Source organism: Pseudomonas fluorescens (genome assembly GCF_040448305.1).
Classification (GTDB): Bacteria; Pseudomonadota; Gammaproteobacteria; order Pseudomonadales; family Pseudomonadaceae; genus Aquipseudomonas; species Aquipseudomonas fluorescens_BH.
Window position 1 is genome coordinate 339,135 of sequence record NZ_CP148752.1, and the last position, 14,459, is coordinate 353,593.

At 59.0% G+C, this 14,459-nt stretch carries 14 protein-coding genes; 6 read left to right on the forward strand and 8 right to left on the reverse strand.

Annotated features, from left to right (window positions below; all coding sequences use genetic code 11):
- Positions 1 to 164: 164 nt before the first annotated feature.
- Positions 165 to 1,694, reverse strand: coding sequence for a 2,3-bisphosphoglycerate-independent phosphoglycerate mutase (gene gpmI, locus WHX55_RS01550; protein WP_150755638.1), 1,530 nt, complete (start codon positions 1,692 to 1,694; stop codon positions 165 to 167).
- A gap of 152 nt (positions 1,695 to 1,846) precedes the next feature.
- On the opposite strand from gpmI, the gene WHX55_RS01555 reads away from it, so the two are divergent.
- From WHX55_RS01555 to secB, 3 genes are read left to right on the forward strand one after another with little or no spacing between them, the layout of a single operon-like run.
- Positions 1,847 to 2,260, forward strand: a complete 414-nt coding sequence (locus WHX55_RS01555) for a rhodanese-like domain-containing protein (RefSeq protein ID WP_353741903.1) — start codon at positions 1,847 to 1,849, stop codon at positions 2,258 to 2,260.
- Between the two features lies 1 nt (position 2,261).
- Positions 2,262 to 2,516, forward strand: coding sequence for a glutaredoxin 3 (gene grxC / locus WHX55_RS01560; protein WP_150726523.1), 255 nt, complete (start codon positions 2,262 to 2,264; stop codon positions 2,514 to 2,516).
- A gap of 56 nt (positions 2,517 to 2,572) precedes the next feature.
- Positions 2,573 to 3,058 (forward strand): protein-export chaperone SecB, encoded by a 486-nt coding sequence (gene secB, locus WHX55_RS01565; protein ID WP_057397192.1) that lies wholly within the window; start codon positions 2,573 to 2,575, stop codon positions 3,056 to 3,058.
- Positions 3,059 to 3,190: 132 nt separating this feature from the next.
- Here secB and WHX55_RS01570 read toward each other — a convergent pair whose 3' ends face one another.
- A complete protein-coding gene (locus tag WHX55_RS01570; protein ID WP_150755639.1) occupies positions 3,191 to 3,646 on the reverse strand; it encodes a tRNA (cytidine(34)-2'-O)-methyltransferase in 456 nt (151 codons plus the stop codon).
- On the opposite strand from WHX55_RS01570, the gene WHX55_RS01575 reads away from it, so the two are divergent.
- Entirely contained in the window at positions 3,645 to 4,085 is a 441-nt protein-coding gene (locus WHX55_RS01575; RefSeq protein ID WP_150726525.1) for a hypothetical protein, read from the forward strand. The genes WHX55_RS01570 and WHX55_RS01575 overlap by 2 nt on opposite strands.
- Positions 4,086 to 4,639: 554 nt before the next feature.
- On the opposite strand, the gene ntrC is transcribed toward WHX55_RS01575, so the two are convergent.
- The 6 genes from ntrC to glnA all read right to left on the reverse strand — a co-directional run bounded on the left by ntrC (position 4,640) and on the right by glnA (position 10,552).
- Positions 4,640 to 6,076 carry a nitrogen regulation protein NR(I) gene (gene ntrC, locus WHX55_RS01580; RefSeq protein ID WP_046040882.1) on the reverse strand — a complete coding sequence of 479 codons (1,437 nt, stop codon included), beginning with the start codon at positions 6,074 to 6,076 and terminating at the stop codon, positions 4,640 to 4,642.
- Positions 6,073 to 7,158, reverse strand: a complete 1,086-nt coding sequence (gene glnL / locus WHX55_RS01585; protein WP_057712404.1) for a nitrogen regulation protein NR(II) — start codon at positions 7,156 to 7,158, stop codon at positions 6,073 to 6,075. Before glnL ends, ntrC begins: the two co-directional genes overlap by 4 nt.
- Positions 7,159 to 7,386: 228 nt before the next feature.
- Positions 7,387 to 8,007, reverse strand: a complete 621-nt coding sequence (locus WHX55_RS01590) for a DUF4124 domain-containing protein (protein WP_353741904.1) — start codon at positions 8,005 to 8,007, stop codon at positions 7,387 to 7,389.
- Positions 8,004 to 8,519 carry a DUF4124 domain-containing protein gene (locus WHX55_RS01595; RefSeq protein ID WP_353741905.1) on the reverse strand — a complete coding sequence of 172 codons (516 nt, stop codon included), beginning with the start codon at positions 8,517 to 8,519 and terminating at the stop codon, positions 8,004 to 8,006. The genes WHX55_RS01590 and WHX55_RS01595 overlap by 4 nt, the downstream gene beginning before the upstream one ends.
- Before the next feature lie 25 nt (positions 8,520 to 8,544).
- Positions 8,545 to 8,967 carry a cupin domain-containing protein gene (locus WHX55_RS01600; protein ID WP_150726634.1) on the reverse strand — a complete coding sequence of 141 codons (423 nt, stop codon included), beginning with the start codon at positions 8,965 to 8,967 and terminating at the stop codon, positions 8,545 to 8,547.
- A gap of 178 nt (positions 8,968 to 9,145) precedes the next feature.
- A complete protein-coding gene (gene glnA / locus WHX55_RS01605; RefSeq protein WP_008002929.1) occupies positions 9,146 to 10,552 on the reverse strand; it encodes a type I glutamate--ammonia ligase in 1,407 nt (468 codons plus the stop codon).
- Between the two features lie 328 nt (positions 10,553 to 10,880).
- Here glnA and thiI point away from each other — a divergent pair, with 328 nt between their 5' ends.
- Positions 10,881 to 12,335, forward strand: a complete 1,455-nt coding sequence (gene thiI, locus WHX55_RS01610; protein ID WP_150755644.1) for a tRNA uracil 4-sulfurtransferase ThiI — start codon at positions 10,881 to 10,883, stop codon at positions 12,333 to 12,335.
- A gap of 139 nt (positions 12,336 to 12,474) precedes the next feature.
- Positions 12,475 to 14,295 carry a translational GTPase TypA gene (gene typA, locus WHX55_RS01615; RefSeq protein WP_046041316.1) on the forward strand — a complete coding sequence of 607 codons (1,821 nt, stop codon included), beginning with the start codon at positions 12,475 to 12,477 and terminating at the stop codon, positions 14,293 to 14,295.
- Positions 14,296 to 14,459 lie beyond the last annotated feature (164 nt).

A 14,459-nucleotide genomic window follows, 5' to 3' on the forward strand; every position in this document is an offset into this window, starting at 1 on the left:
GTGTGATAACTGGCCAGGAGTTGCATCTAAAAACACCCCAAAACCACTGTGGGAGCGAGCCTGCTCGCGAAAGCGGTGTGTCAGGCAACAATGATGTCGACTGATGCTCCGCATTCGCGAGCAGGCTCGCTCCCACAGGGTATTTCGGTGTTTGAGCGGTCGGGTTACACCAGAATCGAAGTCCCGGTCATTTCCGCCGGTTGCTCGAGGCCCAGCAGCTTCAGCATGGTCGGCGCCACGTCCGCCAGCACGCCGCCTTCGCGGACCTTCAGGTCGCGCTTGCCGACATAGATGAACGGCACCGGCTCGGTGGTGTGCGCGGTGTGCGCCTGGCCGGTGGTTTCATCGGACATTTGCTCGACGTTGCCATGGTCAGCGGTGATCAAGGCTTCGCCGCCGACTTTTTCCAGGGCATCGACGATGCGACCCACGCACAGGTCCAGGCATTCAACGGCCTTGACCGCCGCTTCGAACACGCCGCTGTGGCCAACCATGTCGCCATTGGCGTAGTTGACCACGATCACGTCGTAGCGCTGGTTTTCGATCGCATCGACGATGCGGTCGGTGACTTCCGGCGCGCTCATTTCCGGTTGCAAGTCATAGGTGGCGACTTTCGGTGACGGAATCAGGATGCGCTCTTCGCCCGGGAACGGTTCTTCGCGGCCGCCGGAGAAGAAGAAGGTCACGTGGGCATATTTTTCGGTTTCGGCGATGCGCAGCTGGGTCTTGCCGTTTTTCGCCAGGTAGTCGCCCAGCACGTTTTCCAGGCTGCCGGCAGCGAAAGCCGACGGCGCAGGGATGCTGGCGGCGTATTGGGTCAGCATGACGAAACCGGCCAGTTTCGGTTGGCGGGCACGCTCGAACTCACTGAAGTTGTCTTCGACGAACACGCGGGTCAGCTCGCGGGCACGGTCGGCGCGGAAGTTCATGAACACTACGGCGTCGCCGTCTTCGACTTTTACCGGCTCGCCGATGGAGGTGGCTTTGACGAATTCGTCGCTCTCGCCACGCTCGTAGGCTGCTTGCAGGCCTTCCTGAGCGGTGGCGGCGTTGAATTCGCCCTGGCCATCGACAATCAGGTTGTAGGCCTGGGATACACGGTCCCAACGGTTGTCGCGGTCCATGGCGTAGTAGCGGCCGATGATGCTGGCGATCCGGCCTTTGCCCAAGGCCTGGAAGGTCGCGTCGAGCAGTTCGATCGACGACTGCGCGCTTTTCGGCGGGGTGTCGCGGCCGTCGAGGAAGGCGTGCAGGTAGATGTTCTGGGCGCCGCGCTTGAAGGCCAGTTCGGCCATGGCGACCAGGTGATCCTGGTGGCTATGTACGCCGCCATCGGACAGCAGCCCCATGAAATGCACGGCTTTGCCGGCGGCGACGGCTTTGTCTACGGCAGCGCAGATGGTCGGGTTCTCGAAGAACTCGCCGTCGCGGATCGATTTGGTCACGCGAGTGAAGTCCTGATACACCACGCGGCCGGCGCCCAGGTTCATGTGGCCGACTTCGGAGTTGCCCATCTGGCCATCCGGCAGGCCGACGTCCATGCCGCTGCCCGAGATCAGGCCGTTCGGTACTGTGGCCCACAAACGGTCGAGTACGGGCTTCCTGGCCGCATAGATGGCGTTGGATTCGGGGCTGTCACTGTGACCGAAGCCGTCGAGAATCATCAGGACCAAAGGTTTAGGCGTGGTAGTCATGGAATCCACTCGTGGCTGAGGTAAAAGGGGTAATGGAAAAAGGAGTCGCAGTTTAAAGCGAAGTTCCAGCCACGTCACCGCCGGACGGGGTTTGGCCCACCATAGTGGCTGTGTATACTGGCCGACATTTTAACGCCCTGGAACCTCCTTCGATGGTTGCTAACCTGATTCAATTCGCCACTAACCACTACATTCTCGTCGGTATCTTCGTCGTTCTGCTGGCGTTGCTGATTGCCTATCAAATGCAGGGCGGCGGCCGCAGCCTGAGCACCGGCGAACTGACCGGCCTGGTCAACAAGGACGCAGGCGTAGTGATCGACATTCGTCCGACCAAGGATTTCGCCGCCGGTCACATTGTCGGCGCGCTGAACATTCCTCAGGACAAACTGACCGCCCGCGTTGGCGAGCTGGAAAAGCACAAGACCAAGACCATCATCCTGGTCGACGCCATGGGCCAGACCGCTGGCACCCACGCCCGCGAATTGATGAAATCCGGTTTCACCGCCGCCAAGCTGTCCGGCGGTATCTCCAGCTGGAAAGCCGACAATCTGCCGTTGGTGAAGTGATATGAGTAGCGTCGTCGTCTATTCCAGCGATTACTGCCCTTACTGCTCGCGAGCCAAATACCTGCTCGAGAACAAAGGCGTGGCCTTCGAAGAGATCAAGGTCGATGGCAAGCCGCAGGTGCGCGCTGCGATGGCCCAGAAGGCCGGGCGTACGTCCGTGCCGCAAATCTGGATCGGCAGCACTCACGTGGGCGGTTGTGATGATTTGTTCGCCCTGGACCGCGCCGGCAAGCTCGACGCGCTGCTCAGGGCCTGACGGCAATACCCCAAACAAGCAAACCTAAATGAACACTGGATCAAGAAGGATCTGCGATGACTGACCAACAGAACACTGCTGCGAACGAAGAAGAAACTGCACCGCAATTCTCCTTGCAGCGCATTTATGTGCGTGACCTGTCCTTCGAAGCTCCGAAAAGCCCGGCGATCTTCCGCCAGCAGTGGGAGCCGAGCGTTGCTCTGGATCTGAACACCCGTCAGAAGACGCTGGAAGCTGACTTCCACGAAGTCGTGCTGACCCTGTCGGTTACCGTGAAAAACGGTGACGAAGTGGCATTCATCGCTGAAGTGCAACAGGCCGGTATCTTCCTGATCAAGAACCTGGACGACGCTTCGATGAGCCACACCCTGGGTGCGTTCTGCCCGAACATCCTGTTCCCGTACGCTCGCGAAACCCTGGACAGCCTGGTGACCCGCGGCTCGTTCCCGGCACTGATGCTGGCTCCGGTGAACTTCGATGCGCTGTACGCGCAAGAGCTGCAACGCATGCAGGCTGCTGGCGAGACTCCGACCGTTCAGTAAGCATTTCTGAACGTCGAAGCAAGTCCAATGTGGGAGCGGGCTTGCTCGCGAAAGCGGTTTTTCAGTCAACATTCATGTTGAAGCTGATGACCCCTTCGCGAGCAAGCCCGCTCCCACATTTTTTATGCAGTGTTATTTGAAGTCGTTCTGACGCCAGGCTTCGTAAACGGCCACCGCCACGGTATTGGACAGGTTCAGGCTGCGGCAGCCCTCGCGCATCGGCAGGCGCAGGCGTTGCTCGCCGGGCAGGGCGTCCAGCACTTCGGCGGGCAAGCCACGGCTTTCCGGGCCGAACAGGAACGCGTCGCCCGGAACGAAGCTGGCATCGTGGAACGGCCGCGAGCCCTTGGTGGTGAAGGCGAACAGCCGTGGATGGCCGAGGCTCTCCAGGCAGCTGGCAAGGTCCGCGTGGCGTTGCAGGGTGGCATACTCGTGGTAATCGAGACCGGCCCGGCGCAGACGCTTGTCGTCCATCTCGAAGCCCAGCGGTTCGATCAAATGCAGGTGGCAGCCACTGTTGGCGCACAGCCTGATAACGTTGCCGGTATTCGGCGGAATTTCTGGTTGGAAAAGGATGACGTGAAACATGCACGGCTCCGAAGGTAAAGATGACGCGCATTCTACGCCGCAAGCCGGCGTGCGTTCGAAACTATTCCTGCGGGTGATGGGCTCGCTGGCAATTGTCGGGGTGATGGTCGGGATGATGATCGGTCGCCTGACCACGCCAGACCCCAGTCAGTTGCAGCAGGTGGAAGTGACGAACGACGGGCTGGTGGTGTGGTTCAACAACGAACCCAAGACCCACGGCGAGATGGTTGATGGCAGTGTCGCGCTGCTGTTTGGCGCCGAGGGCAAGGCGCAGAAAGGTCAGCTCAAGCTCGGCGGCAAGGACGTGAACTGGCGGGTACGTTTGAGCGATGGGGGGTTGTTGCTGACACTGGTGGCGGCCCGGCCCCTGCAGGGCGAGTGGGCCGGTAGCGAGGTCGATGACCGCTGGCGGCTGGAGATCCATCTCCGGGAGCAATAAAAGAGGGAATCCCCGGCCTGCCTGTACCAAGGTTCCCGAAACGGGAGGCTCGTCGCGAATGCGGTGTGAGCCTGGTGTAAAGAGGGAACCCCTGACCTGCCTGTATCAAGGGCCCCAAAACGGCTGGGCTCGTCGCGGGTGCGGTGTGAGCCGATGTAAAGAGGGGAATCCCCGGCCTGCCTGTACCAAGGTCCCCGAAACCGGGTGGGTGAACTGATTCACTTGAAAGGGTTATTGCAGGGGGCGTGCCAGTTTTCACAAAGAGAAACAAAAAGCCGGTTTGAAGCGCTGAAAGCCCCGAAATTCGGGGCTTTCGTGTTTTTTCGAAAGGTATTCGATTGCGAAAGCAGGCAGGGTTTCGAAGCTGTTTTTGTGCGCGATTGCGGTTCACGGTGCATTCAGTCGGTGCATTGATGGCTCTAAAAGCATCGCGAGCAGGCTCGTTCCCACAGGGTTCGATGGTGTCTACACGATAGTGAAAACACCGAAAATCCACTGTGGGAGCGAGCCTGCTCGCGATTGGATGTAACTGACAGCGAAGTACTAAAGGCTGTTTAACCCTCATCCCCCTCATCATCATCCCCGCCATCAACCTTCATCCCCAATTCCTTGATCTTGCGGGTCAGGGTGTTGCGGCCCCAACCCAGCAATACGGCGGCATCGCGGCGGCGACCGGCGGTGTGTTTGAGGGCGGTCTCGATCATGATCCGCTCGAAGGCCGGCACGGCGCTGTCGAGCAGGCTCGACTGACCACGGGCCAGGGCCTGGTCAGCCCACTGGCGCAGGGCCTGTTCCCAGTTGGTCACGGGTGCCGAGTCCTGCGGCAGGCTCAGCAGCTCCGGCGGCAGGTCGCCGATGTGAACTTCGCGACCCGAAGCCATCACCGTGATCCAGCGGCAGGTGTTCTCCAGCTGACGCACGTTGCCGGGCCACGGCAAGTTCTTCAGGTATTCCTCGGTTTCGCTTTTCAGCAGTTTCGGCTCGACCGCCAGCTCCTGGGCGGCGCGGCCGAGGAAGTGCTTGGCCAGGGTCGGGATATCTTCGCGGCGATCGGACAGGCGCGGGATATGGATGCGGATCACGTTGAGGCGATGGAACAAGTCCTCACGGAATTTCCCGGCATGCACCAGCGTTTCCAGATTCTGGTGAGTCGCGGCGATGATGCGCACATCGACCTTCACCGGCACATGGCCGCCGACGCGGTAGAACTCGCCATCGGCCAGTACCCGCAGCAAGCGGGTCTGGGTGTCGGCTGGCATGTCACCGATTTCATCGAGGAACAGTGTCCCGCCATCCGCCTGTTCGAAGCGCCCGCGTCGCAGGTTGGCCGCGCCGGTAAATGCGCCTTTTTCATGGCCGAACAGTTCGGATTCCATCAGGTCTTTGGGGATCGCCGCCATGTTCAACGCAATAAACGGCGAAGCGGCGCGCGGGCTGTGGCGATGCAGCGCGTGGGCCACCAGTTCTTTACCGGTACCCGATTCACCATTGATCAGCACGGTGATGTTGGAGTGGCTCAAGCGTCCGATGGCGCGAAACACTTCCTGCATCGCCGGCGCTTCGCCGATGATTTCCGGGGTGCGGGTCAGGGTCGGGGCAACTTCCAGGCCTTGTTGTTCCTGGGCGTGCTGGTTGGCGCGCTTGACCAGGGAAACCGCTTCGTCGACATCGAACGGCTTGGGCAGGTACTCGAAGGCGCCGCCCTGATAGGACGCGACAGCGCTGTCCAGATCGGAATGAGCGGTCATGATGATCACTGGCAGCCGTGGGTGCTGTTCGCGAATCCGCGCCAGAAGCTCCAGGCCGCTGGCGCCGGGCATGCGGATGTCGGAAATGATCACGTCCGGCTGCTGGCGCGCCAGACGGCTCATCACGCCATCGGCGCTGTCGAAGCTTTGCGTGGTCATGCCTTCCTGTTGCAAGGCTTTTTCCAGGACCCAACGGATAGAACGGTCGTCATCGACGATCCACACGGTTTCACTACGGCTCATGTCGATGTGGCTCCTTGTTCCAGTGGCAGAAAGATCGAGAAGGTGGTGTGGCCGGGGTGGCTGTCACATTCGATCAGGCCCTGGTGCTGGCTGATGATGTTCTGGGTAATGGCCAGGCCCAGCCCGGTACCGTCCGGACGACCGCTGACCATGGGGAAGAATATGGTTTCCTGAAGTTCTGCAGGGATGCCCGGACCGTTGTCGATGATCTCGATCTTGGTCACCAGGCGATGGCGCACGTGGCCGATGGTGAACTGGCGCATGGCGCGGGTGCGCAGGCTGATGCGGCCCAGGCGCAGTTCGTTCTGGCTGCTGATGGCCTGCATGGCGTTGCGCACGATGTTCAGGACAGCCTGAATCATTTGTTCGCGATCGATCAGGACGTCGGGGATGCTTGGATCGTAGTCGCGCACCAAGGTGATGCAGCCCTGGCTTTCGGCCTCCACCAGATGGCAGACACGCTCAAGCACTTCGTGGACATTGCACATGGCCAGCGACGGCAGCTTGTTGGAGCCGAGCATGCGATCGACCAGATTACGCAGGCGGTCGGCTTCTTCGATGATGACGTTGGTGTAGTCGCGCAGGCTTTCTTCCGGCAGCTCCCGGGCGAGCAATTGTGCCGCTCCGCGAATCCCGCCCAAGGGGTTCTTGATTTCATGGGCAAGGCCGCGCACCAGCATCTTGCTGGTTTCCTGTTTCGACAGCTGTGCTTCTTCCTTGGTGATCCGCAGCAGGCGGTCACGGGGGTGGACCTCGAGCAGCAGCATTGTGTCGCCATTGCTCAGAATCGGCGTTACCGCGTAGTCGACGGTCAGGGTCTGGCCGGTGAGGGCGGTGAGCATGGCCTCGCGCTTGGTGAACGGATGCGCCTGTTCGACGGCCTGGCGCAACGAGTTCAGCGCCTCGGTCGATTCGGTAAACAACTCACTGATGAATTGCCCATGGCTGCGCTGGCCGCTGATGGCCAGCAGCATCTCCGCCGCCGGGTTCATGTACTCGAGGCGCAGTTCGGCGTCGAGCAGGATGGTGGCAGTGGTGAGGTTGTCGAGTAGCAAACGGTGGAGTGCGTCGCTAATGGTCATCTGGACCTCTTTTAGGGCAGAGCATGCGCAAAAAAAACGCTGGTACGGGCAAAATGCAAAAACCAAACCAAGGCTCCGAAAAGAAGCGTTCAGCGCCTGAAACAGGCGTTTGACGCTCGTTTGCGTGGCGTTCTGCCAGCCTCTGCGGGTACTTTCGAACCAAAATGGGTTGGAATGTGAGTACGGTGCAAGCAATTGCACCAATATAGTGCGCAAAGCTGAGTGAGGTTAGAAAAGTCGCAGGAAAGGATTTTTTTCTTCGCCGGGTTTGTCGCTGAGCGGGCATTCCGGCCGCTGGCCGTAGTCTTCGAGAGTGCAGGGTTTGATCCTGCGCTTCTGGGCGAGAGACGTGCGCTGCATGTGGAAAGGTTGGCTGGCGGTGCGTTCGACGATGCGCCCCTGTTCGTCGAGGATTTCCACAGACAGGGTATGGCTGCCGCGATCGATGTTGCTCAACGGGAACACCGGGCTCAGGCCGGGTTCGGCGGTGGGCTGGCCGTCGAGCAGCAGCCGGTAGCGGTGACCGGGTTGCAGGGCGGGTTCGTTGGTGGCGCTGACGATGACTTCGCCGGTATTGCTGCGGATGGTTGCGTCGGGTTCCGGGATCAGGATGCGCAGCACCTCATAGTGGAACAGCGCTTGTACTTCAGGACTGCTCTGGGCAAGCAGCGGCGCTGCACTGGTGGGGTTGGCCGCTATTCGATTGCTCGTTGTCAGCGGTACGCGTTTGGCGTTGCCGGGTTTGGGTTGGTCGGTGAAAACCCGATTGCCCTGGGCGTCGACATACATGAAGACCTCTGCCGACACGGGCAGGGCGATCAGGCAGGCGATCAGTAGCCAGGCCTTCAAGGCTTGTGCACCCGCTGTACGGTGAATGTCACCGCTGTGCTCTGCTGCACAACGTTTTCGCCATCGATCACTTGCACGGCGAGGCGGTGTTCGCCGCGATCGATGTTCACCAGTTGCAGGGTCGGCACGTTGCCTGGCTGGCCGTAGGGCTGACCGTCCAGTAGCAGGCGCAGCAGGTGGGGGTCTTGCAGGCGGGGCTTGATCAGTACGTTTATCGTGAAGGTGCCATTGTTGGCGCGCAACGCTTCTGTGGTGGGCAGGCCGGTGAGTTCCAGTTTTTCGTAGGCACCGTGGATTGGCTCGGCGTCATTACCTGCCTGAGGTTGTGCGGGAGCGCTGGGCGGTTGGCGTTCGATGCTGTTGAGCGGCGGCAAATCAACCGCCCGGGCGTCAACACCAGCGGGCGGTTGATTGCTGTAGGCGGTATTACCGGCGGCATCGGTGTATTTGTAGATTTGGGCCATCACGGGAAAAATGAAGGACAGCAGTAGAAGTAATAACAGTGGTCGCATTCGGACTCCCTGTGTGAAGCAAAGACTACTCCGCCAATGGAATACCCTCGCTCCCAGCATAGAACACAACAAGTTCTACCGGTTCATCGCCGGTGACGCCGCGATGAGTGATATTGACCATTTCGGCCAGCGCTTCGCCTTGTTTGATGCGCCGGGTCTGGCCGCTGTTCCTGTCTTCGACGGTTAGCTCGCCTGAGAGGATGTAAGCCGCGTTGGGAATCGGATGGGTGTGCCAGGGGAGTTTGCTATTGGCAGGGATCGTGAGTTTGAGCACTGTCAGCTCGGGCGCGGCATCCGGGTAGCGAACGTAAGGTGTGCTATCCCACGACTTGCTGCTTTGAAGCAGGATTTCCCGTTTGATTTCTGTCGATGGGGGTTTTGTGGTGCAGCCTAGAAGGGCGAGGGCGGTGAGAGCGGCCAGTAGCGTCTTGAGTGGGAAAGTTTTCATCATTCTATCCATTGATTGCAGGTAGTGCACAGGCTACGAGTCATTCAAGTTGGTTGATGCCGGACGATGCTGTGTGTGCCCGAGGAGATGTCGAGTTTCATTGTCGGAAGTTGCCCACAAAAAAGGCCTCCCGAAGGAGGCCTCTTTTTGTCACGCCGCGTGTTGCGGCGCTACCGGATCAGCAGCTGTAGTACAGCTCGTATTCCAGTGGGTGTACGAAGGTACGTACCTTGATTTCTTCTTCGCTTTTCAGGGCGATGTAAGCGTCGATGAAGTCGTCGCTGAAAACGCCGCCTTTGGTCAGGAACGCACGACCTTTGTCCAGCTCTTCCAGGGCTTCTTTCAGGCTGCCGCAAACTTGTGGGATCTCTTTGGCCTCTTCAGGCGGCAGGTCGTACAGGTTTTTGTCAGCGGCATCGCCAGGGTGGATCTTGTTCTGGATGCCATCCAGGCCAGCCATCAGCAGTGCGGCGAAGCACAGGTATGGGTTGGCAGCCGGATCCGGGAAGCGTGCTTCGATACGGCGGGCTTTCGGGCTCGACACGTAAGGAATACGGATCGAAGCGGAGCGGTTGCGAGCCGAGTAGGCCAGCATTACCGGAGCTTCGAAGCCTGGAACCAGACGCTTGTAGGAGTTGGTCGCCGGGTTGGTGAAGCCGTTCAGGGCCTTACCGTGCTTGATGATGCCGCCGATGAAGTACAGGGCGGTGTCGGACAGGCCGGCATAACCTTCGCCTGCGAAGGTGTTCTTGCCATCTTTCCAGATGGACATGTGAACGTGCATGCCCGAACCGTTGTCGCCGTACAGTGGCTTCGGCATGAAGGTCGCGGTGCGGCCGTAGGCGTCAGCAACGTTGTGTACAACGTACTTCAGGGTTTGGGTTTCGTCGGCTTTCTTCACCAGGGTGTTGAACTTGACGCCGATTTCGTTCTGGCCGGCAGTCGCCACTTCGTGGTGGTGAACTTCGACGGTCAGGCCCATTTCTTCCAGTGCGTTGCACATGGAGGTACGGATTTCGTGGTCGTGGTCGAACGGTGGAACCGGGAAGTAGCCGCCTTTGACGCCTGGACGGTGGCCTTTGTTGCCGCCTTCGATGTCCTGGTCGGACATCCACGAACCTTGTTCAGAGTAGATCTTGAACATGGAACCGGAAATGTCGGACTTGAACTTGACCTGGTCGAAGATGAAGAACTCTGGCTCTGGACCGGCGTACACGGTGTCACCGATAGCGGTGGCTTTCAGGTGCTCTTCGGCGCGCTTGGCGATCGCACGTGGGTCGCGATCGTAGCCTTGCATGCTCGAAGGTTCGATGATGTCGCAGACCAGGATCAGGGTCGGTTCTTCGGTGAACGGATCCAGGACAGCGGTGGAGTCGTCCGGCATCAGGATCATGTCGGAGGCTTCGATGCCTTTCCAGCCAGCGATGGAGGAACCGTCGAACATTTTGCCGACTTCGAAGAAGTCGTCATCCAGCGCATCGCGAGCCGGCATGGTCACGTGGTGCTGAGTGCCTTTGGTGTCCGTGAAGCGCAGATCAATCCACTTGACGTCATGATCTTTGATGAGTTGAACCGACTTCGACATAGTGTCCTCCGGGTGGCTTCGGGCTAGTAATGGATGCCCTTAAATGTGGGTGATGCCGGCGCGAATACTCTGCCAAGGCAACCTGCCTCACAAGGGAGCAAATTGCATGCCAGTGCCCCACCGTGGGTTTTTTGCCCCAATTTCACGCCTGTCAGGCGGAAAAGTACCTTAAAGCGGAAAATACCGCCCTACAATGTGGCGTTCATTTCAATAAATGACCTGTTTTGGTGCGCGCAAAACCTTCTGCACATTAACTGGTTAAACCTTGAGCAATTTCCGCTATAATCCGCGCCCCCCTTTTTCGGCAGGCCATGCGCGCGCTGTTTCCATGAAATTAATCGTAAAAGTCTTCCCCGAGATCACCATCAAGAGCCGCCCGGTACGGATGCGTTTCATCCGTCAATTGGCCAAGAACATCCGTGCCGTGCTCCGCGATCTGGACCCGGCCGTGGTGGTGAACGGCGTGTGGGACAACCTCGAGCTGGAAACCCGCGTCAGCGACCCCAAGGCCTTGAAGGAGATGGGCGAGCGCCTGAGCTGCATGCCGGGCATCGCGCATTTCCTGCAGATCGATGAGTACCCGCTGGGCGATTTCGACGACATCGTTGAAAAGTGCAAGCAGCACTACGGTGATGCACTGGCCGGCAAGATCTTCTCGGTGCGTTGCAAGCGTGCCGGCAAGCACCCATTTAGCTCCATCGATATCGAAAAATATGTCGGCAGCCAGTTGCGCCGTCAGTGTGGTGCCGCCGGGATCGACCTGAAAAAGCCGGAAATCGAAGTCCGGATCGAAGTTCGCGACCAACGGTTGTTCGTGATCCACAGCCAGCACAACGGCATCGGCGGATATCCGCTGGGCGCGCTGGAGCAGACCCTGGTGCTGATGTCCGGCGGCTTCGACTCCACCGTGGCGGCCTACCAGATCATGCGCCGCGGCCTGATGGCGCATTTCTGCTTCTTCAATCTGGGCGGACGTGCCCACGAACTGGGCGTCATGGAAGTCGCGCATTTCATCTGGAAGAAGTACGGCAGCTCCCAACGCGTGCTATTTGTCAGTGTGCCGTTCGAAGAAGTGCTGGGCGAAATTCTCGGCAAAGTCGATAACAGTCATATGGGCGTAGTATTGAAGCGTATGATGTTGCGCGCTTCGTCCCAAATTGCCGACCGACTGCACATCGACGCGCTGGTCACCGGTGAGGCGATCTCCCAGGTGTCGAGCCAGACGCTGCCGAACCTGTCAGTGATCGATTGCGTGACTGACAAGCTGGTACTGCGCCCGCTGATCGCCAGCCACAAGCAGGACATCATCGACCTGGCCAACGAAATCGGTACCGCCGATTTCGCCCGGCACATGCCGGAATACTGCGGCGTCATCTCGGTCAATCCGAAGACTGCGGCCAAGCGCTATCGCGTCGAGCATGAAGAGAAAGAATTCGATATGGCGGTACTCGAGCGTGCGCTCGAAAACGCCAAGCTGGTGCCGATCGATCGCGTGATCGATGAATTGGGCCAGGACTTGCAGATTGAAGAAGTCAGCGAAGCGCTGGCCGGTCAGATCGTCATCGACATCCGTCACCCGGATGCCGCTGAAGACGACCCGCTGGAACTCGCTGGCATCGAGGTACAAACGATGCCGTTTTATGCAGTGAACGCTCGTTTCAAGGAACTGGACCCTACTCGCCAGTACCTGCTGTATTGCGACAAAGGCGTGATGAGTCGCCTGCATGCCCACCATTTGCTCAGTGAGGGGCATGCCAATGTGCGCGTTTATCGACCGAGCTAAGTGCCCGGGGCTGTTTGCCTGTGGCCTGCGTCACCGGCCCCCCGATGCCACCGTCAAGCTGTAACGGCTTTCACGGACGCTACTGTTAATCGCTGCCAAGACTTGTCAGCACACCGAATCCTCTGATCGAGATACACAAGTGATCGAAAATCTACGCAACATCGCCATCATTGCCCACGTTGACCATGGTAAGACCACCCTGGTAGACAAACTCCTGCGTCAATCCGGCACCCTGGAGCGCAACGAGCTCAACGACGAGCGCGTGATGGACTCCAACGACCAGGAAAAAGAGCGCGGTATTACCATTCTGGCGAAAAACACCGCCATCAACTGGAACGGCTACCACATCAACATCGTGGACACCCCGGGCCACGCCGACTTCGGCGGCGAAGTTGAACGCGTAATGTCGATGGTCGACTCCGTTCTGCTGCTGGTTGACGCTCAAGACGGCCCTATGCCGCAAACCCGTTTCGTGACCAAGAAGGCTTTCGAAGCCGGCCTGCGTCCAATCGTGGTCATCAACAAGGTTGACCGTCCAGGCGCGCGTCCGGACTGGGTTCTGGACCAGATCTTCGACCTGTTCGATAACCTGGGTGCCACCGAAGAACAGCTGGACTTCAAAGTCGTCTACGCCTCGGCCCTGAACGGTATTGCCGGTCTGGACCACACCGAAATGGCTGAAGACATGACCCCGCTGTACCAGTCGATCGTCGACAACGTACCAGCGCCGAAAGTCGACCGTGACGGTCCGTTCCAGATGCAGATCTCCGCACTGGACTACAACAGCTTCCTGGGTGTGATCGGCGTTGGCCGTATCGCTCGCGGTCGCGTCAAGCCGAACACTCCGGTCGTGGCTATCGACGCTGACGGCAAGAAGCGCAACGGTCGTATCCTGAAGCTGATGGGTCACCACGGCCTGCACCGCATTGACGTTGAAGAAGCTTTGGCTGGCGACATCGTCTGCATCAGTGGCTTCGACCAGCTGTTCATCTCCGACACCCTGTGCGACCCACTGAACGTCGAAGCGATGAAGCCGCTGACCGTTGACGAACCAACCGTTTCCATGACCTTCCAGGTAAACGACTCGCCTTTCTGCGGTAAAGAAGGCAAGTTCGTGACCAGCCGTAACATCAAGGAACGTCTGGACAAGGAACTGCTGTTCAACGTTGCCCTGCGCGTTGAAGAAGGCGACACCGCCGACAAGTTCAAAGTCTCCGGCCGTGGTGAGCTGCACCTCTCGGTACTGATCGAAACCATGCGTCGCGAAGGCTTCGAAATGGGTGTTGGTCGTCCGGAAGTGATCATCCGTATGGTTGATGGCGTCAAGCACGAACCGTACGAAAACGTGACCATCGACCTGCCGGAAGAATCCCAGGGCGCGATCATGGAACAGATCGGTATCCGTAAAGGCGACCTGACCAACATGGTTCCGGATGGCAAGGGCCGTGTGCGCCTTGAGTACAACATCCCGGCCCGTGGTCTGATCGGTTTCCGTAACGAGTTCCTGACCCTGACCTCCGGTGCAGGCATCCTGACCTCGATCTTCGACCGTTACGACACCATGAAGTCCGGTGACATGTCCGGCCGTCAGAACGGCGTGCTGGTATCGGTTGCTACCGGTAAGGCACTGACCTACTCGCTGGAAACCCTGCAGTCGCGTGGCAAGCTGTTCATCGAACACGGCCAGGACATCTATGAAGGTCAAATCGTTGGTCTGAACAGCCGCGACAACGACCTGGGTGTTAACCCAACCAAAGGCAAGAAGCTCGACAACATGCGTGCTTCGGGTAAAGACGAAACCATCGCTCTGGTTCCGCCTGTACGCTTCACTCTGGAGCAAGCTCTGGAATTCGTACAAGAAGACGAGCTGTGTGAAGTCACGCCTAAGTCCATCCGTCTTCGCAAGAAGATCCTGGGCGAAAGCGAGCGTACCCGCGCTGCCAAGAAGTCCGGTAACTAAGTCATTTAGTTAGCTGACAAAAAAACGCCCCCGACCGCAAGGCCGGGGGCGTTTTTGTTTGTCTGGGGTTTGTGTGGCGCTTGTACTGGCCTCATCGCGAGCAAGCTCGCTCCCACAGTGTTCGAGGTGAACCACAAATTGTGTGAACACCACAGAACCCCTGT